The 16,216-nt window shown below is 61.2% G+C and carries 20 protein-coding genes and 1 tRNA gene; 11 read left to right on the plus strand and 10 right to left on the minus strand.

All coding sequences use genetic code 11. The features are described 5' to 3' along the window. Position 1 precedes the first annotated feature (1 nt). From K3767_RS02290 to K3767_RS02315, 6 genes are all read left to right on the plus strand, one after another. Entirely contained in the window at positions 2-811 is an 810-nt protein-coding gene (locus K3767_RS02290; RefSeq protein ID WP_221171954.1) for a YkgJ family cysteine cluster protein, read from the plus strand. Between the two features lie 43 nt (positions 812-854). Further along, positions 855-927 (plus strand) — tRNA-Phe (locus K3767_RS02295). 323 nt (positions 928-1,250) lie between these two features. Beyond that, a complete protein-coding gene (gene rho, locus K3767_RS02300; RefSeq protein ID WP_370630427.1) occupies positions 1,251-2,564 on the plus strand; it encodes a transcription termination factor Rho in 1,314 nt (437 codons plus the stop codon). Positions 2,565-2,630: 66 nt separating this feature from the next. Next, positions 2,631-2,855: a 50S ribosomal protein L31 gene (gene rpmE, locus K3767_RS02305; RefSeq protein ID WP_221171955.1), complete on the plus strand. Its 225-nt coding sequence runs from the start codon at positions 2,631-2,633 to the stop codon at positions 2,853-2,855. A gap of 3 nt (positions 2,856-2,858) precedes the next feature. Beyond that, a complete protein-coding gene (prfA, locus tag K3767_RS02310; protein ID WP_221171956.1) occupies positions 2,859-3,968 on the plus strand; it encodes a peptide chain release factor 1 in 1,110 nt (369 codons plus the stop codon). After that, entirely contained in the window at positions 3,965-4,306 is a 342-nt protein-coding gene (locus K3767_RS02315; protein ID WP_221171957.1) for an Mth938-like domain-containing protein, read from the plus strand. The genes prfA and K3767_RS02315 overlap by 4 nt, the downstream gene beginning before the upstream one ends. Before the next feature lie 203 nt (positions 4,307-4,509). On the opposite strand, the gene K3767_RS02320 is transcribed toward K3767_RS02315, so the two are convergent. Next, positions 4,510-4,881, minus strand: a complete 372-nt coding sequence (locus tag K3767_RS02320) for a response regulator (protein WP_221171958.1) — start codon at positions 4,879-4,881, stop codon at positions 4,510-4,512. A 60-nt stretch (positions 4,882-4,941) separates the two neighbouring features. On the opposite strand from K3767_RS02320, the gene K3767_RS02325 reads away from it, so the two are divergent. The 4 genes from K3767_RS02325 to K3767_RS02340 are packed head-to-tail and all read left to right on the plus strand — an operon-like array spanning position 4,942 to position 7,877. After that, the gene (locus K3767_RS02325) at positions 4,942-5,142 is read left to right on the plus strand and encodes a Trm112 family protein (RefSeq protein ID WP_221171959.1); all 201 of its coding nucleotides are present in this window, start codon (positions 4,942-4,944) and stop codon (positions 5,140-5,142) included. Further along, positions 5,126-5,680 carry a DUF4416 family protein gene (locus tag K3767_RS02330; protein WP_221171960.1) on the plus strand — a complete coding sequence of 185 codons (555 nt, stop codon included), beginning with the start codon at positions 5,126-5,128 and terminating at the stop codon, positions 5,678-5,680. Before K3767_RS02325 ends, K3767_RS02330 begins: the two co-directional genes overlap by 17 nt. Next, on the plus strand, positions 5,641-6,597 hold the full coding sequence (moaA, locus tag K3767_RS02335) for a GTP 3',8-cyclase MoaA (protein WP_221171961.1): 957 nt from the start codon (positions 5,641-5,643) through the stop codon (positions 6,595-6,597). The genes K3767_RS02330 and moaA overlap by 40 nt, the downstream gene beginning before the upstream one ends. After that, the gene (locus K3767_RS02340) at positions 6,594-7,877 is read left to right on the plus strand and encodes an aminotransferase class I/II-fold pyridoxal phosphate-dependent enzyme (RefSeq protein ID WP_255592140.1); all 1,284 of its coding nucleotides are present in this window, start codon (positions 6,594-6,596) and stop codon (positions 7,875-7,877) included. Before moaA ends, K3767_RS02340 begins: the two co-directional genes overlap by 4 nt. Here K3767_RS02340 and K3767_RS02345 read toward each other — a convergent pair. From K3767_RS02345 to mqnC, 4 genes are read right to left on the minus strand one after another with little or no spacing between them, the layout of a single operon-like run. Then, positions 7,867-8,562, minus strand: coding sequence for a ubiquinone/menaquinone biosynthesis methyltransferase (locus K3767_RS02345; protein ID WP_221171962.1), 696 nt, complete (start codon positions 8,560-8,562; stop codon positions 7,867-7,869). The genes K3767_RS02340 and K3767_RS02345 overlap by 11 nt on opposite strands. Further along, positions 8,559-9,365 carry a menaquinone biosynthetic enzyme MqnA/MqnD family protein gene (locus tag K3767_RS02350; RefSeq protein WP_221171963.1) on the minus strand — a complete coding sequence of 269 codons (807 nt, stop codon included), beginning with the start codon at positions 9,363-9,365 and terminating at the stop codon, positions 8,559-8,561. Before K3767_RS02350 ends, K3767_RS02345 begins: the two co-directional genes overlap by 4 nt. Further along, entirely contained in the window at positions 9,352-10,566 is a 1,215-nt protein-coding gene (locus K3767_RS02355; protein WP_221171964.1) for an amidohydrolase family protein, read from the minus strand. Before K3767_RS02355 ends, K3767_RS02350 begins: the two co-directional genes overlap by 14 nt. Further along, entirely contained in the window at positions 10,567-11,646 is a 1,080-nt protein-coding gene (gene mqnC / locus K3767_RS02360; protein ID WP_221171965.1) for a cyclic dehypoxanthinyl futalosine synthase, read from the minus strand. Positions 11,647-11,766: 120 nt separating this feature from the next. Between mqnC and K3767_RS02365 the strand changes: the two genes are divergently transcribed. Then, on the plus strand, positions 11,767-13,071 hold the full coding sequence (locus tag K3767_RS02365; RefSeq protein WP_221171966.1) for an endonuclease Q family protein: 1,305 nt from the start codon (positions 11,767-11,769) through the stop codon (positions 13,069-13,071). Here K3767_RS02365 and K3767_RS02370 read toward each other — a convergent pair. Genes K3767_RS02370 through K3767_RS02390 form a run of 5 tightly spaced genes read right to left on the minus strand, consistent with a single transcriptional unit; the run spans position 13,034 to position 16,212 of the window. Next, positions 13,034-13,219: a hypothetical protein gene (locus tag K3767_RS02370; protein ID WP_221171967.1), complete on the minus strand. Its 186-nt coding sequence runs from the start codon at positions 13,217-13,219 to the stop codon at positions 13,034-13,036. The genes K3767_RS02365 and K3767_RS02370 overlap by 38 nt on opposite strands. Continuing rightward, entirely contained in the window at positions 13,216-13,686 is a 471-nt protein-coding gene (locus K3767_RS02375) for a nucleotidyltransferase (RefSeq protein ID WP_221171968.1), read from the minus strand. The genes K3767_RS02370 and K3767_RS02375 overlap by 4 nt, the downstream gene beginning before the upstream one ends. Then, positions 13,656-14,882, minus strand: a complete 1,227-nt coding sequence (locus K3767_RS02380; RefSeq protein WP_221171969.1) for a mechanosensitive ion channel family protein — start codon at positions 14,880-14,882, stop codon at positions 13,656-13,658. The genes K3767_RS02375 and K3767_RS02380 overlap by 31 nt, the downstream gene beginning before the upstream one ends. Then, positions 14,879-15,736, minus strand: a complete 858-nt coding sequence (locus tag K3767_RS02385; protein WP_221171970.1) for an HDOD domain-containing protein — start codon at positions 15,734-15,736, stop codon at positions 14,879-14,881. The genes K3767_RS02380 and K3767_RS02385 overlap by 4 nt, the downstream gene beginning before the upstream one ends. Further along, positions 15,733-16,212, minus strand: coding sequence for a chemotaxis protein CheD (locus K3767_RS02390; RefSeq protein ID WP_221171971.1), 480 nt, complete (start codon positions 16,210-16,212; stop codon positions 15,733-15,735). Before K3767_RS02390 ends, K3767_RS02385 begins: the two co-directional genes overlap by 4 nt. Positions 16,213-16,216: the final 4 nt, after the last annotated feature.

Below are 16,216 nucleotides of genomic sequence, written 5' to 3' on the forward strand. Positions count from 1 at the left end.
TATGGCCATCACTGAACTTCGCGGAATGGATCGCATTATCGTTCCCATAAAGCTGGAACCCCACACGAAGTTCGTCTTTCAGTGCGGGCCCGGGGTGCCCTGTTTCAAACTCTGCTGTTCGGCCCTTTATCTGCCGCTTACCCCTTACGACATTCTGCGCCTGCGCAACCATCTGGGGCTCACCACCGACGAATTCCTTCTTCAGTACACCGAACCCTTCATTCTTCCCCGGTCGGGGCTTCCGGTGGCCAGACTCAGGATGCGGGACGACGAAGAGAAGACCTGTCCCTTCCTGGGGGAGGAGGGGTGCACGGTCTATCCGGTGCGGCCTCTGGCCTGTCGGTACTATCCCCTGGGACTGGGGATCTTTCGCAATCGCGACGAGGGACGCAACGAGGACTTTTACTACCTGGTGAAGGAGGGGTTCTGTCAGGGACTTGATTCCGGGCCGGAGATCACCGTAGAGGAATATCGACGGAGTCAGGGCATCCCGGAGACGGAGGAGCCGGTAAAGGAATGGGCCGAGATCGTCATGAAAAAGGAGTCGCTGGGTCCGGTGGAGGTCCCGGAAAAGAGCCTCCAGCTCTTTTTTATGGTGAGCACCAATCCGGAACGGTTTCGCCGTTTCGTTTTCGAGAGCAAATTTCTGGAAATCTTCGAGGTGGACGAGGGAACCCTTTCCCGCATCCGGGAGGACGACCTGGCTCTCCTCCAGTTCGGGTTCCGGTGGTTGAAGAGCGTTCTTTTCGGGGAGGAGTTGGTCAAGCGCCGCAGGGAGGTTCCCAAACACAAGAAGATCAAGCCCGTTTAGGGACTTGCAAGACCGATAAAAGATGGTATTTATGGTGGAAAGTGCCGGGGTAGCTCAGTCGGTAGAGCAGCGGACTGAAAATCCGCGTGTCCCTGGTTCGATTCCGGGCCCCGGCACCTTGATTCTCAAGGGTTTCCCGCCTTAATAAAAATTTTTGGGTGTCCAAAAGGCTGAAAGACCCGCGGAGGGCTTCCTCGGAAGGAGAGAGGGTGTGATAAAAAGCGTGCTCGCCTCCCAATTTTTTTCTTGTTCAGACTGGTTCCAAACCATAGAAGATATTTCAAACCAGTTAACATCTTGACACCCCATTTCCTTTTTAATATTATTGATGGTAAGATAGTCTTCGGGCCTCTTGGAATTAGCCCGCCCTGCAAGGTCAATAGATTTTTTTAAGGAAGACTTCCTAACGAATGCAAATTCACATCAAGGAGTTAGTTCTATGTCTCAGGAGACCCTTCTGACCACAGAGAAAGCCCCTGAGGAACGCGGGGAAGTTGCGGTACTGGATCTCCGCGATCTCCGGCAGCGGCCCCTTAGCGAGCTGGCGGAGCTGGCCGAGGCCTTCGGGGTGGAAAACGCCTCGGGAATGCGCAAGCAGGAGCTCGTCTCCTCCATCGTGCGCACCCATCTTGAAAAGGGCGGCGAGGTGCGGGCCGAGGGAGTACTTGAGGTTCTGCCCGAGGGGTTCGGCTTCCTGCGGTTCCCGGACTACAGTTATCTCCCCGGGCCGGAGGACATCTATGTATCCCCCTCCCAGATTCGACGCTTCGGTCTGCGCACCGGGGACACCATCACGGGGTCCATTCGTCCCCCCAAGGAGGGAGAGAAGTACTTCGCCCTTCTCAAGATCGAAAGAATCAACTTTCAGCCCCCGGAGCGGGCCCGCCTGCGCATTCCCTTTGACAACCTCACCCCCATCTATCCCAACGAGTGGTTGCGACTGGAGACCGATCCGGACAACTTTTCCACCCGGATCATCGATCTCTTCACCCCCATCGGGAAGGGTCAGCGCGGTCTCATCGTGGCTCCGCCGCGTACGGGAAAGACCATGCTCCTCCAGAACATCGCCAACGGCATCGCCCGAAACTATCCGGACATTTACCTCATAATTCTCCTCATCGACGAGCGTCCGGAAGAGGTTACCGACATGGAACGCAGCGTACCGGCGGCCGAGGTGATAAGCTCCACCTTCGACGAACCGCCCCAGCGCCACACTCAAGTGGCCGAGATAGTGATCGAACGAGCCAAACGCCTGGTGGAACACGGCTACGATGTAGTGATCCTTCTCGACAGCCTTACCCGTCTGGCCCGGGCCTACAACACCGTGGTGCCCTCGAGCGGGAAGCTCCTTTCCGGAGGCATTGACGCCAACGCGCTCCACAAACCCAAGAGATTCTTCGGGGCCGCCCGAAACATCGAGGAAGGGGGAAGCCTTACCATCATCGCCACCTGTCTGGTGGATACCGGAAGCCGGATGGACGAGGTGATCTTCGAGGAATTCAAGGGGACCGGAAACCTGGAGATCCATCTGGATCGGCGCCTGGCGGACCGGCGTATCTGGCCGGCCATAGACATCCATCACAGCGGCACCCGAAAGGAGGAGCTCCTGCTGCCGCCGGAGATCCTGCACCGGGTGTGGTTGCTCCGCAAGGTGCTCTCCCCGCTGAATCCCGTGGACTGCATGGAGTTTCTGCTGGACAAGATGAAGGACACCAGGAGCAATGCCGAATTCCTGGCCTCCATGAACCAGTGAACTTGCCACCGGAAAAGGGGGCGTTAAACTTAGACGAAAATTTCAGGTGCTACGGGGAGGAAGGTCATGAAAAAGGGGATTCATCCGGAGTATTATCCCGAGGCGGTGGTGCGTTGCGCCTGCGGAAACGAATTGCGGGTGGGGGCCACCCGGCCGGAAATCCGGGTGGAGGTCTGTTCCAAGTGCCACCCCTTCTTCACCGGGGAGCAGCGTTTTGTGGACACCGAAGGGCGCGTGGAAAAGTTCATGAAGAAGTACGCGGATTACTACAGGGAGAAGGAATCCCGGTAAATCATGGCCCTTTCGGACCTCTATCTTTCCAGACTCGCCGAGGTGGAACGGCGTTATCGGGAGCTCTCGGAGGAGCTCTCGGATCCCGCCCTGTTTTCGGACCGGGAGCGTTACGCCCGGCTGGCCCGCGAACACGCGGAGCTTGAGCCGGTGGTGGAAGCCTACCGGGAATACCAACGGATTCTTAAGGAGCTCGCCGAAAACAAGGAACTCCTGGAAGAGGAGAAGGACGAGGAACTCCGGGAGCTGGCCCGGGAGGAGATCAAGCAGCTGGAGGAACGACTGGAGGTACTGGAGAAGGAGATCCCCCTCCTGCTGCTTCCCCGGGATCCCAACGACGAAAAGAGCGTGATACTGGAGATTCGGTCCGGTGCAGGGGGGGAGGAAGCGGCGCTTTTTGCGGCGGATCTCCTGCGCATGTACACCCGATATGCCGAACGCCGGGGCTGGAAAACGGAGATCCTTTCGGCCAACGAGACCGGTCTGGGAGGCTTCAAGGAGGCCATCCTGCGCATCGACGGCAAAGGGGCTTACAGCCGGCTCAAGTACGAAAGCGGGGTGCACCGGGTCCAGCGCATCCCGGTTACGGAGTCCGGGGGGCGTATCCACACCTCCACGGTCACGGTGGCGGTGTTGCCCGAGGCCGACGAGGTGGAGGTGGAGATCCGTCCCGAGGATCTGCGCATCGAGACCATGCGGGCTTCGGGGCACGGAGGCCAGCATGTGAACCGCACCGAAAGCGCGGTGCGCATTACGCACCTTCCCACCGGGATAACGGTCTACTGTGCCAACGAGCGCAGTCAGCACCAGAACCGGGCCACGGCCATGAAGATCCTGCGGGCCCGCCTCTACGAGATGGCCCTTAGGGAACAACAGGAGAAGATCCAGGCCGAACGCCGCAGCCAGGTGGGCACCGGCGACCGCAGCGAACGCATCCGGACCTACAACTTTCCCCAGAACCGGGTCACGGATCATCGGGTGGGGCTCACCCTTTACCGCCTGGAGGAGGTTCTGGACGGTGACATCGACGAAATACTGGACGCCCTGATCACCCACTTCCGCACCGAAGCCCTCAAGCGGGAAGAGGAAAACCTCCTGAGGAAGGCGGCATGATTGAGTCCTATCGTTTCGGAGAAATGGTGGTGGCCGGGCGGAGTTATCGGCGCGATCTCAAGATCGTGGAGGGGGAGGTTCGTCCGGACTGGTGGCGGAAGGAGGGCCATTACCTCCAGCCCGAGGATCTGGAGGATGTGTGGGCGGCCCGGCCCGAGATCCTGGTGGTGGGCACCGGGGCCAGCGGGGTGATGCGCATCGATCCGCGGGTAAGAGAGAAAGCCTCCTCCCTGGGGATCGAGCTCGAGGCCTATCCCACCGCCCGGGCGGCGGAACGCTTCAACGAACTTCTCCGCGCCGGTCGTCGGGTGGCCGGGGCCTTTCACCTGACCTGCTGATCCTCTCGCGAAGCGGCCGGCCGGGTCTGAAAGTAAGCCGAACCCCCTGCCTGGTGCGAGAAACGCGCCACCGCCCCAGCCCTTTCAGGTACACGGTATCGTCCGTGGCCAGACCCCGGGAAATTTCCTCAAGCAGGAGGCGAAGAAAGATCCGACTTTCACGGAAGGGGATCCCCAGTCGCTCAGCCAGTCTGCGGGAGAGTTCAAGAAGACCCGCCAAGGTGATTGCCCACGATGTTCGTGATTTCGTCCAGAGGAACCGGCTTTTTCAGAAGATATAAAGGACCGCGATATTCCTCTTCCACCTCCCCCAGCAGATCTTCGTCCACGAGACCGGTAAGGATAATGACGGGAATTTGAGGGGGGAGGGTTTTCAAAAGTTTGCAGGCACTTCCATCCGGAAGATCGCAATCGGAAATTATAAGATCGTAGTGCCTTTCCGCGTAAAGACGACGCGCTTCGGCGAGAGTGCCGACGAGATCTATCTCCACTTCCGGGAAGAGTAAAGAGAGATACTCTCCTAACTGCTCCCGGATGGCTCCCTCGTCTTCGATTATCAGAAGTCGCTTTTTCATGGTATTTATAACGGGTTGAATAATAAAAGCAAAACGCTTGAGCAGCAAGGGGGAAAGACCATGGCCGAGGTGGTGCCCCGTGAACTTCTCGAGCTTCTGGCCTGTCCCAGGTGCAAGGGTGAGGTGGAGGCGGTGGAAAGTCCCCCGGGTCTTCTCTGCCGCCGATGCGACCTCTTCTATGAGGTGCGGGAGGGCATTCCGGTGATGCTGGTGGAGGAGGCCCGACGCTGGTCGGAGGTAAAGGGTGAGTCATCCGGGTAATCCCCCACCGGCCCTCTACTTCGTGAGTGCCTTCGGGAGGGATCGGGAGCGGGTCCTTGAGGCGATAGAGGTCCTTTCCCGGAAGCTGGGACCCGCGCGGGAGAGGTCTCCGTGGTTTCCCTTCGACTTCACGGATTACTACGCCCGGGAATTCGGGGCTCCCCTCACGCGGGCCTTTTTCTTCTTCGACCTGCGCCCGCAGGAGGATCTAGTGGAGGTGAAACACTGGACCTACGAGGTGGAGAGAGCCTTCGCGAGGGGGGACAAACGCACCGTGAATCTCGATCCGGGCTACCTCCTCCTTTCCCGTCTGGTACTGGCCACCTTCAAGGACTTCGCCCATCGCATCTACCTGGGTAAGGGGGTCTTTGCCGAGGTGACCCTCCTTTTTCGGGAGGGGAGCTTCCGGCCCCTTCCCTGGACCTATCCGGATTACGCGGCGGAGGAAACCATCGCCCTTTTCAACCGGATGAGAGGGGAGTATAAAAAGCTTTTGAAATGCTCGTCGATCTCTTCGGCCGCAGGATCACCTACCTGAGGATCTCGATCACCGATCGCTGCAATCTGCGCTGTCTTTACTGCAGCGGCAGGCCTTTCGAATGGCTGGCCCCGGAGAGGATCCTTTCCTACGAGGAAATTTATCGTCTGGTGAAGGTGGCGGTGCATCTGGGAGTGGAAAGGGTGCGGCTTACCGGGGGGGAACCCCTGGTGCGCCGGGGGGTTGCCGGGCTGATAAGGATGCTCGCCGGCATCCCGGGGCTGCGGGACCTTTCCCTCACTACCAACGGTCTTCTTCTGGCGAATCTGGCTCAGGAGCTCCGGGGGGCCGGACTGCGCAGGGTCAATGTGAGCCTGGACACCTTCGACCCCGAAAAGTTTCGCAGAATTACCGGGGTGGACGGCCTCGAGCGGGTGCTGGCCGGCATCGAGGCCGCTCTCTCCGCGGGGCTCACGCCGGTGAAGGTAAATGTGGTGGTGATGCGGGGTTTGAACGACGAGGAGGTACCGGAGCTGGCCCGGTGGACGCTTTCCACGCCGGTGCACCTGCGGTTCATCGAGTTCATGCCGGTGGGCGAAGGGACGGAGTGGGGGCCGGATCGATTCGTGCCCCTGGAGGAGATCCGGGAGAGGGCGGCGGAGGCCGGAGAGCTTCGTCCGGCCGAGGTGGAGGGAGGAGGACCGGCCCGGGTCTTCCGACTCCCCGGGGGAAAGGGCACCGTGGGATTTATTGCGGCCATGAGCCGACACTTCTGCCGCCACTGCAACCGCCTGCGCATCACTCCGGAGGGCCGGATAAGATACTGCCTCTTCTCCGACCGGGAGTTTGACCTGAGGCCCCACCTCGCCCGCGGGGAGGAGGCCCTGGCCGAGGCCCTTCGCCAGGCGGTACGCCGAAAACCGGCCTCCCGCCTCGGGCTTGAGCCGCGCAGACTCATGCGGACCATCGGCGGATGATTGACAAAGTGCGGGAAGAGGGGCAATATCAGGGTTCAACTCCTCTTAAGGTTGCGGGAAAGATGGCCTTTCCTCCCATAAGACCGGCTCGTCGAACGGAGAGGATCGAGTATGCGGTGCGGGACATCGTCGTCACCGCGGAGGAGGCGGCCCGTCGGGGAAAGGAACTGCTCTTCCTCAACATAGGGGATCCCATTCAGTACGACTTTTTCACGCCCCGGCCCATCGTGGAAGCCGCCTGCAAGGCCATGCTGGAAAACCTCACCGGTTATTCCGCTTCAGCCGGGGTGGACGAGGCCATCGAGGCCATACGGCGCGAGGCCCGTCGGGCCGGAATAGAGCCGGTGGACATCTTCATCACCACCGGGGCCAGCGAGGCCATCGACTTCGCCCTCACCGCTCTGGTCAACAGCGGCGACAATGTCCTGGTGCCCTACCCGGGCTATCCCCTCTACACCGCCATCCTGGCCAAACTGGAGGCCGAGCCCAACCCCTATTACCTGCGGGAGGAGGCGGGGTGGCAGCCCGATCCGGAGGAGATCGAGGCCAAGGTGAACGAACGCACCCGGGCCATCGTGCTCATCAATCCCAACAATCCCACCGGGGCGGTCTTCAGCCGGGAGGTCCTGTTGGCCATCGCCGAGATCGCCCGTCGACACCGTCTGGTAATCCTTTCGGACGAGATCTACGACAAGCTGGTCTTTGACGGGGATCGGCATCACTCCATTGCGGCCCTGGCCCCGGATGTCCCGGTGGTGACTTTTAACGGTCTTTCCAAGTGTTACCTGGCTCCTGGGTTCCGGATAGGCTGGGGAATAGTTTCCGGGCCGGCGGAAGTGGTGAGCGACTACATCGAGGCCATTCACAAGCTGGCCCGGGCCCGGCTCTCCACCAGTCACCCCAAACAGTACGCCATCCCCGTGGCCCTGGAGGGGGATCAGTCGCACCTTCCGGCGGTACTGGAGAAGCTCCGCCGGCGCCGCGACCTCACTTACAAAATGCTTAATGAGATCCCCGGGATCTCCTGTGTCAAACCCCGGGGAGCCTTCTACGCTTTTCCTCGTATAGAGATCCCGGGGGTCTCGGACCGGGAGTTCGTGCGGGAGCTGATCCTGGAGACCGGGGTGGTGGTGGTCCATGGGAGCGGGTTCGGGGAGGTCCCCGGCACGGCCCACTTCCGGGTGGTCTTCTTGCCTCCGGAGGAGGTCCTGGAGAGGGCCTACACGCGCCTGGCTGAATTTGCGGAAAGGTTCTTCCGCCGGCGGGGCCTTACGGTTTGATTCCGGTGTAGATGGTTACCACCCCGAAGGTCAGGGGGTAAGCCTTAGGCTCCCGGAAACCGGCCTCCGAGAGCCAGGAGAGGACCACCTCCGGAGCGGCAAACTCGTAAATGGAACGGGCCAGATAATGATAGGCCTCGCGATCCCCGGTGAGCAGTCCTCCCAGAAGGGGCATGTAGTAACGGAGGTAGAGACGATAAAGGGGAGCGAATAGAGGGGTCCGGGGACGGGAAAATTCCAGGATGACCAGTTTGCCTCCCGGTTTGAGCACCCGGAAGGCCTCGAGCAGCCCCTTTTCGGGACGGGAGAGATTGCGCAGACCGAAGGCCATGGTGGCTCCGTAAAAGGTTTCCCCGGCAAAGGGGAGACTTTCGGCGTCCCCGCACACCGCTCGGATCCATCCGGCGAGGGGATCCCCGGAGAGCCGAAAGGTGCCGTAGAGGAGCATCTCCGGGGTGAGATCCAGAGCCACCACCGGTCGAGGCTCCTGACGGACCAGTTCCCTGGCGAGCACCAGGGTCCCCGCACACAGATCCAGGAGCGGACCGGGAAATCCGGCCAGTTCCGCGGCGGCCTTTCGCCTCCAGCGGGCGTCTATGCCCAGGCTTCCCAGGGTGTTCACCAGGTCGTATCTCCGGGTGACCCGGGAAAACTTTTCGCGCACGAAGCCTTTGCGGTCCTTCATGGAAGCTCCACGAACGCAAGGTCTTCCGGCCGGGAGATCTCGCCCCGGCGCGCCAGGTGCCGAAAGAATACGCGCAGGGCCTCCTGTTTTAGCCCGGAAAGGTCGTACTCCAGCCCCAGAAGATACCCGAGGGCCTCGTCCGGGGTAAGCGCGGAGGGACATCTCCGGGCGATTTCCCTTAGATGGGCCAGGCCGTAAGCCCGGGAGAGGTAAAGGGCCCCGGCGAGGGGGCCGATGAGCTCGGAAAAAAGCTCCACGGCCCTCCGGTGCACCGCGAGCACCGCGAACACGAAGGGAAGCCCGGTTCTCTCCATCCACACTCCGGCGAGATCCAGTACCTCCGGAAAAGGGGGATTCCGGCGCAGGAGCAGGGCCTCGTCGCCGATGGCGAGATAGCCGGCCTCCGCCGAACCGGGAGGGCCGGAACGATACCGGGGACTCAGACCGTAAAAGTCTTCGAGCAAAAGCTTCAGGAGGGCTACGGAGGTGGCGCTCTCGGGGGTCACGGCCACGGTCCGTTCGGAAAGACCCCGGAGGGGGCCCCGGAAAAAGAGGAGCACGCTTCCCACCCGGCCGGTGGCGCTGATGGAAAGATCGGGAAGGAGCAGGAGATCCCGGTGATGTTTGGCATAGGCCAGGGAGGATACGAGGCCGGCCTCGAGTTCTCCCTCCGCGATGAGACGGTTAAGTTGAGCCGGGCTGCCGTAGATCACTTTGACCCGGGAAGGGAGCAGATCCCGGAGCCGATAGCGCAGGGGAGCAGTGTTGAAGTAGTTGACCAGACCCAGCCTAAAGATCCTCATAGATGCGCGCCTCCACCTTTTTGGGACCTTCGAGAAGACCCCTCACCGGATCGGAACCGGAAAAGGATCCCGAAAGGGCGATCATCTCCGGGCGGAAACCCGGCGCGAGCGCCCCGAGATCCCGGCGTCCCAGGGCCTCCGCCCCCCAGAGGGTGCCCATGAGAAAGTAGGTCTCCGGGGGGATCTCGGGATAGGCGTAGTACAGGACCTCCATTTCCGAAAGGATGGAGAGCCGGTCGTTACTGGCCAGGCTGTCGGTGCCCAGGCAGGGTCTAAGTCCGGCCCGGAGGAGATCCGGGAGAGGTGGGAGCCCCACCCCGAGAAAGACATTGCTTCTGGGACAGAGGCAGGGACGCACCCGCCTCCGGGCCAGGATCTCGATGTCCTCCGGGCTTACCTGTACCACATGGACGCAGATGGTCCGGTCGTCGAGCACCCCCAGTCGATCCAGATAAGCCACCGGGGAGAGTCCCGGGGCCCGAAATTCCGGGTGAAACTGCCCTCTCTCCTCGAGAAGGAAACGGATGGGGCCGCTTCCGTCCCGGAGAAATAGGGTCTCCTCCGGGGATTCGGCCACATGGATGGAAAAGGGGCGTCCCCGGCGCCTGGTCCAGCTCTTTATGGCCTGGATTAGCACCGGAGAGACCGTGTAGGGGGCATGGGGAGAGAGGGCGTAAACCATACGGGCTTCCGGGAACCGGGCCAGGAAATCCTTGAGCTCCGTGGTGCCCCGGAAATCAATGATTTCCCTGAAGTAAACGGTAAAAAAAGGGGCCTCCCGGAGGAGGGCCAGGGTGAGGCCGGTGTTGCCCACCTCTCCCAGCAACCCCACGCCCTCGCGCCACAGTTCCTTCAGGGCCTCGCCGGCGGCCCGGCGCACCTCTTCCAGGGAAAATTCGGCCCGCTTGCGCAGGAGAGACTTGACCCAGGTCACGAAGGACCCCGTGGGGGTGAGCCGGAAACGGAGGACCGAGAGCTCCAGGTGGGTGTGGGCGTTGGCCAGGGCCGGAAGAAGGGCCACCTCGCCCAGATCCACGGAGCGCCCGGAGAAGGTGCGTCGCAGCAGGGAATAGGGCCCCACCGCAACGATGCGCCCCCTTTCCACCGCCACGGCCCCGTTTTCCACCGGAGGGCCTTGCATGGGCAGGATCAGACGGGCCCTGAAGAGAACCGGTTTGCGGGAGACGGGATATTCTTCCATTCACTCGAGCAGGCTGTAATCCATTCGTCTGCGCCGGGGCTCGTAACCGGCCGCCCGGATTATCCTGCGCATCTCCTCTTCGGAGAGGCGGTGCGCTACCCCCGCGGCGGCTACCACATTTTCCTCAATCATGGTGCTTCCGAAGTCGTTGGCCCCGAACTCGAGAGCCACCTGAGCCACCTTGGGTCCCTGGGTCACCCAGGAAGCCTGAAGGTTGGGCACATTGTCGAGTACTATGCGGGACACGGCTAGAGTCCGGAGGTATTCCACCGGAGTGGCCTTGGGCACGGAAAGGGCCGTGTTGCCGGGCTGAAAGGGCCAGGGGATGAAGGCCGTAAATCCCCCGGTCTCGTCCTGGAGTTCCCGGATCCGAAAAAGGTGTTCCACCCGTTCCTCAAGGGTTTCGATGTGTCCGAACATCATGGTGGCCGTGGTCTTGAGCCCCAAGCGGTGGGCTATGCGCATGACCGAGAGCCATTCCTCCGCCGAGCACTTGTTGGGAGAAATCCTTCGCCGCACCCGGTCCACCAGGATCTCGGCCCCTCCGCCCGGGATGGAATCCAGACCCGCGGCGATGAGGCGTCGCAGGACCTCCTCTATGGAGAGCCCCTCCCGGCGGGCGAAAAAAACGATCTCCGGGGGGGAAAAACCGTGGACATGGATCCGGGGGAACCGTTCCTTGATGAAGGAGAGCATTTCCTCGTAGTAGGAGAGGGGAAGATCAGGGTGAAGGCCTCCCTGAAGGAGGATCTGATACCCCCCCAGGGTCAGGGTCTCCTCGATCTTGCGGGCGAGTTCCTCGAAGGAAAGAAGATAACCCCCGGGGTCTCCGGGAGAGCGATAGTAGGCGCAGAACTTGCATCCAGAAACGCATATGTTGGTGTAGTTTATGTTACGATCCACCACATAGGTCACGATGGGTTCGGGGTGAAGGCGAAAGCGTATCTCCCGGGCGAGTTCCCCGAGTTCGAAGAGATCCGCCTCGAAGAGGATCCTGGCCTCGGCCCGGTTCACCCGTTCCCCGGCTCGGACCTTTTCCAGCACCTCGGGAAGAGACACCCTCTCCATGATCTCTCCCATTTAACCGACCCCTCTTCCCACCGTCAACTCGAAAAAATGGGATCGGATCCTATTTTTGAGGGGGTGGTTGCCTTCGGGGAGGATTGTGGTAGCTCATACGGAGACACGAAAGGAGGCGAAATGGCCGGAGCAAACCCTGGAAACGAATGGCCCCCGAGGGAGTGGTTCGGAAAATTCTACCTGGCCGACCTCCATGTGCACAGTCGCTACAGCCGGGCCACCAGCCGGGACATGACCGTGCCCACTCTGGCCCGGGTGGCCCGGGAGAAGGGCCTGGCCCTGGTGGGCACCGGGGACTTCACCCATCCGGACTACTTCCGGGAGCTCAGCGAATACCTCGTCCCGGCCCCGGAAGAAGGGCTCTATGTTTTCCGTGACGATCCGGAGGGGGTGCGCTTCGTGCTTTCCGCGGAGGTCTCCAACATATTCTCCCAGGGCCCCTACCGGAACCGGCGCATCCACACCCTCCTCCTGGCCCCCTCGCTGGAGGTGGTGCGGGAGATCAACCTGGCCCTCTCCCGGCTCGGGGATCTCTCCGCCGACGGACGGCCCACCTTCGGATTCCCGGTGAAAAAACTGGTGCGGCTGCTGCGCGAAATCTCCCCGGACATAGCCATCATTCCCGCCCACGCCTGGACGCCCTGGTACTCGGTCTTCGGGGCCTTTTCGGGATTCAACTCCGTGGAGGAATGCTTCGAGGAGGAAACCGAACACATCTGGGCCCTCGAGACCGGACTCTCCTCGGACCCCGAGATGAACTGGCGCATTTCGGCTCTGGATCGTTACACCCTGATCTCCAATTCCGACGCCCACTCCCCGGCCAAGCTGGGACGGGAGGCCAACGCCTTCTGGTATCCCATGAGTTATCCGGCCCTGCTTTCGGCTCTCCGGGAGGGCAACCTGGCCTTCACCGTCGAGTTCTATCCCGAGGAAGGCAAGTACCACTTCGACGGCCATCGATCCTGCGGAGTCCTCTTCTCTCCGGCGGAAACCCGGGCCCACGGAGGCAGGTGCCCGGTCTGCGGCGAGCCTCTTACCGTGGGAGTGATGCACCGGGTGGAGGAACTGGCCGATCGTCCCGAAGGCTATCGCCCCCCGGGCAAACCCCTCTCGGTGCACCTGGTGCCGCTTGAGGAAATCATCGCCGAGGCCCTGGGGGTGGGACCACAAAGCAAGCGGGTGAAGCGTACTTATCGGCAACTGGTGGATCTCGCCGGAAGCGAGTTCGCTTTGCTTCTCGAAAAGCCTCTTTCCGAACTGGCTTCCTTCGTTCCGGAGAAGATCCTCGAGGGTATCAGACGGGTACGGGAAGGGCGAGTCTATGTGCGCCCGGGCTACGATGGAGTGTACGGGGTGGTATCCATTTTCGGAGGAGAAGAGGAAGAAACTACCGCGGAGGCCCCTCGCCAGCAGAGCCTCTTCTGAGCCGCAGCCAGCGTTCGAGTTTCTCCCGGGGCACGGCCCTCAGAATAAACTCCCAGGTCTCCTCGAGCCACCTCAGGCGTTCTTCCACCGTGGTATCCCTGAAACGCCTCAGGGTCTCCGGGTCGGGAGCAAAATACCAATCCTTCATAACTTCTCCAGCATCTCGATGTCTTTAAGATCCTGGGGCCTTCCAGCCATTCTTTTGAGTCTTATAAGGGTATTCTTAGAAACCACGGGAATTTCTATGTCTTTTGCTTTTTTCCATTCTATCTCGAGTTCCCCAAAGGGAACAGGCTCTTTGATAAAAAAGTCCACCTGTTTTATCAGATCGGCGGGATGATAGAGACTCATCATCACCATATTCTTTTCCCGAAAAAGTCTATCCCTTTCCGCGGGATTAAGAAGGATTTCTTTCGTAATCGGGACCCGGGGCATGAATCCGAGCTCTTCCATGGCTCCCCAGAACTTTTCCAGGTTTTCTCCGGACAGTTCTACAAAAAGATCAAGATCCGCGGTAAGGCGCACCACCCCGTGGAGCACCAGAGCCAGGCCCCCGGTAACGGCATACTTTACGGCCCGTTCATTTAATTTTCTGAATACTTCTTCGTAGAACACTTTCCGGAAAGGGCCTCTTTCAGGTCAAACCCGGTGGGTTTCTGGAAGATGCGGAGTTCGAACTCCGGCGCCGCGGCGATGATGTGATCGAATATGTCGGCCTGGACCTTCTCGTAGGGCACCCAGCGGGTGTCGGCCACGAAACAGTAAACCTCCAGGGGGAGCCCCTCGGCGGTGGGCTGGAGGTGACGCACCATGAGGGTCATGTCCTTGCGGATCATGGGATGGGCCCGGAGATACTCCTCCACATAGACGCGAAAGGTGCCCAGGTTGGTGAGACGCCGACCGTTCAGCGGAGAGGCCCCAGCGTCTATCCCCATCCTCCGGTTGTAGTCCTCGATCTCCCTGAGCTTGCGATCCAGGTAGTCCCGGAGGAGGTGAATGCGCCTCAGTCGTTCGAGAAGCTCGTCGTCCACGAACTTCACCGAGCTCTGATCCACCAGGAGATGACGCTTTATCCGGCGCCCTCCGGAGCGCTCCATCCCCCGCCAGTTCTTGAAGGACTCCTCCATCAGGCGGTAGGTAGGAATGCTCACGATGGTCTTGTCCCAGTTCTGAACCAGGACATTGTAGAGGGTCATCTCCACCACCTCGCCGTCGGCGCCGAACTGAGGGGCCTCGATCCAGTCTCCGATGCGGATGAGATCCTGGCTGATGATCTGGACGCTGGCCACGAAGGAAAGAATGGTGTTGCGAAAGACCAGGATCACCACGGCGCTCAGGGCTCCCAGTCCGGAAAGAATGCCCCAGGGAGAGCGATCGAGCAGGGTGCACACCGCCACTATTCCCGCGGCAAGCCACACCAGGAACTTGAGGATCTGCACATAGCCACGGATGGGGTGTCTCCTGGCGAAGGGAAGCCGGTTGTAAAGCGCAAGCGCCACCGAGAGCCCTCGATTTACGATGAGGGCCGCCACCGGGGCAAGCAGGATCTCCACCGCCTTCACCACCGGAGCCCTCACCTGCGGCACGAAAAGACTCCCGTAGTAGAGCACCGAAAGGGGGACAAGGTAGGCCAGAGCGGAGAAGACGCCGTGTTGTACCAGGAGGTCGTCGATGTCGGTACGGGAGCGCTCGGCCAGCCGTTGGATGAAAACGATCAGGGTGCGCCGGGTGAGCCAGTAGGCCAGCCAGGAGGCCGCAAGGAGAAAGGCGACCTTTCCCAGCAGCAGGGCCTCGGGAGGGAGGTTTTTCATGAGAAGAAAGCGGCCTTGAGGTTTTCGACCCGGGCGAAGGTCTCCACTATAACCGGATAGAGATCCTTTTCCCCCACGCCTGCGGCCTCAAGCAACCCCTCGGGGATGTGATAGGCAAAGGTGTCCACCCCCACCCCTATCCCCATGAGGTTTACCAGGGCGTTGGCCAGGGCCGTAAGCGCGGGAAGCCGCCCCTGAAGCATGAGGCTTTCGTCGTGATGGGCCCGCACCGCGAAGTAAACCTCCCGGGGAAACTCCCAGCGTCGCAGGAGTTCCGCCCCCACGATGGCGTGATCAGCCCCGAGCACCATCCACTCGGCCTGCATGAAGGTGAGCCCGGGATTTTCCTTAAGGGTCTTCTCCAGGTCGTGGAGCTCTCCCTCCACATAGAGACCCAGGACGATCTTGCCTATGTCGTGAAGCAGGGCCGCGGTGTAAAGGTTTTCCGGACGATGAAGCCCCGCCCGCCGGGCCAGGGCCTCGGCCGCAAGCCCGCAGGCCATGGAATGCAGCCATATCTCCTCGGGGCTGAGTCCGTATCCCCTTATGGGCTCCTTGAGATACTCCCCCAGGCACGAGGCGATGAGCACGAACTTGATCTGGTTTATCCCCAGGAGAGAGAAGGCCTGGAGAAGGGTGTTCACCTTTCGGGGCAGCCCGAAGGCCGCGGAATTTACCAGCTTGAGGAAGTTGGCGGTTATGGCCGCATCGTGGCGCACGACCTTTTCCAGTTCCGCGAAGTCCACCTCGTCGTTCTGGAGAAGGGCCAGGGCCCTGCGGGCGGTCTCCGGGAAGTTGGGAATCCGGTCCACCTTCTCGAAGATGTGTTCCAGAACGGGTTCGCGACGGTTCACCAGCTTTCCACCTCGTAAGCGGTGTAGACCTTTATCCCCTCGCGAAGGGAGACCTCCATCCTCCGGACCTTCGAGTCCCCCACCCTCTCGGCCGTGGGGAAAAGCCCCAGTCTTTTCAGGAAGAACCGGGCCGCGGCCGCGTTTTTGGCTCCGATGTCGAGCCACTTGGGGGAGGCCCGGAAGCGTCCGCCGCCGGCCACCACCAGCCGCACCCTTAACGGATCCCCGCCCCGGCGGCGAAACTCCTCCACGAAACGCGGCAGGGCCTCCTCGGCGAAGAAACCCGGAAAGCCCTCCGGAGCCGAAAGCCCCCGGGACTCCGGAAGCACATACTGCAGGAGCCCGGCCACCCCGGACTCCGCGTCCACCATTCCCACCGCCACGCAGGCCCCGAGACGCCGGGTGAAGAGGACCTCCTCCGGGGAGGTGGTCAAACGGAAAGTTCCTCCTTCCACGAGCACCCGCATTAACCTCATCTTG

This window comes from Thermosulfurimonas sp. F29 (assembly GCF_019688735.1).
Taxonomy (GTDB): domain Bacteria; phylum Desulfobacterota; class Thermodesulfobacteria; order Thermodesulfobacteriales; family Thermodesulfobacteriaceae; genus Thermosulfurimonas_A.

Bases quoted from the DNA above. Each gene is read 5' to 3' on its own strand.
- K3767_RS02290 (WP_221171954.1), top strand. From the start codon at position 2: ATGGCCATCACTGAACTTCGCGGAATGGATCGCATTATCGTTCCCATA.
- rho (WP_370630427.1), top strand. From the start codon at position 1,251: ATGTCTCAGGAGACCCTTCTGACCACAGAGAAAGCCCCTGAGGAACGC.
- rpmE (WP_221171955.1), top strand. From the start codon at position 2,631: ATGAAAAAGGGGATTCATCCGGAGTATTATCCCGAGGCGGTGGTGCGT.
- prfA (WP_221171956.1), top strand. From the start codon at position 2,859: ATGGCCCTTTCGGACCTCTATCTTTCCAGACTCGCCGAGGTGGAACGG.
- K3767_RS02315 (WP_221171957.1), top strand. From the start codon at position 3,965: ATGATTGAGTCCTATCGTTTCGGAGAAATGGTGGTGGCCGGGCGGAGT.
- K3767_RS02320 (WP_221171958.1), bottom strand. From the start codon at position 4,881: ATGAAAAAGCGACTTCTGATAATCGAAGACGAGGGAGCCATCCGGGAG.
- K3767_RS02325 (WP_221171959.1), top strand. From the start codon at position 4,942: ATGGCCGAGGTGGTGCCCCGTGAACTTCTCGAGCTTCTGGCCTGTCCC.
- moaA (WP_221171961.1), top strand. From the start codon at position 5,641: ATGCTCGTCGATCTCTTCGGCCGCAGGATCACCTACCTGAGGATCTCG.
- K3767_RS02340 (WP_255592140.1), top strand. From the start codon at position 6,594: ATGATTGACAAAGTGCGGGAAGAGGGGCAATATCAGGGTTCAACTCCT.
- K3767_RS02345 (WP_221171962.1), bottom strand. From the start codon at position 8,562: ATGAAGGACCGCAAAGGCTTCGTGCGCGAAAAGTTTTCCCGGGTCACC.
- K3767_RS02350 (WP_221171963.1), bottom strand. From the start codon at position 9,365: ATGAGGATCTTTAGGCTGGGTCTGGTCAACTACTTCAACACTGCTCCC.
- K3767_RS02355 (WP_221171964.1), bottom strand. From the start codon at position 10,566: ATGGAAGAATATCCCGTCTCCCGCAAACCGGTTCTCTTCAGGGCCCGT.
- mqnC (WP_221171965.1), bottom strand. From the start codon at position 11,646: ATGGGAGAGATCATGGAGAGGGTGTCTCTTCCCGAGGTGCTGGAAAAG.
- K3767_RS02365 (WP_221171966.1), top strand. From the start codon at position 11,767: ATGGCCGGAGCAAACCCTGGAAACGAATGGCCCCCGAGGGAGTGGTTC.
- K3767_RS02370 (WP_221171967.1), bottom strand. From the start codon at position 13,219: ATGAAGGATTGGTATTTTGCTCCCGACCCGGAGACCCTGAGGCGTTTC.
- K3767_RS02380 (WP_221171969.1), bottom strand. From the start codon at position 14,882: ATGAAAAACCTCCCTCCCGAGGCCCTGCTGCTGGGAAAGGTCGCCTTT.
- K3767_RS02390 (WP_221171971.1), bottom strand. From the start codon at position 16,212: ATGAGGTTAATGCGGGTGCTCGTGGAAGGAGGAACTTTCCGTTTGACC.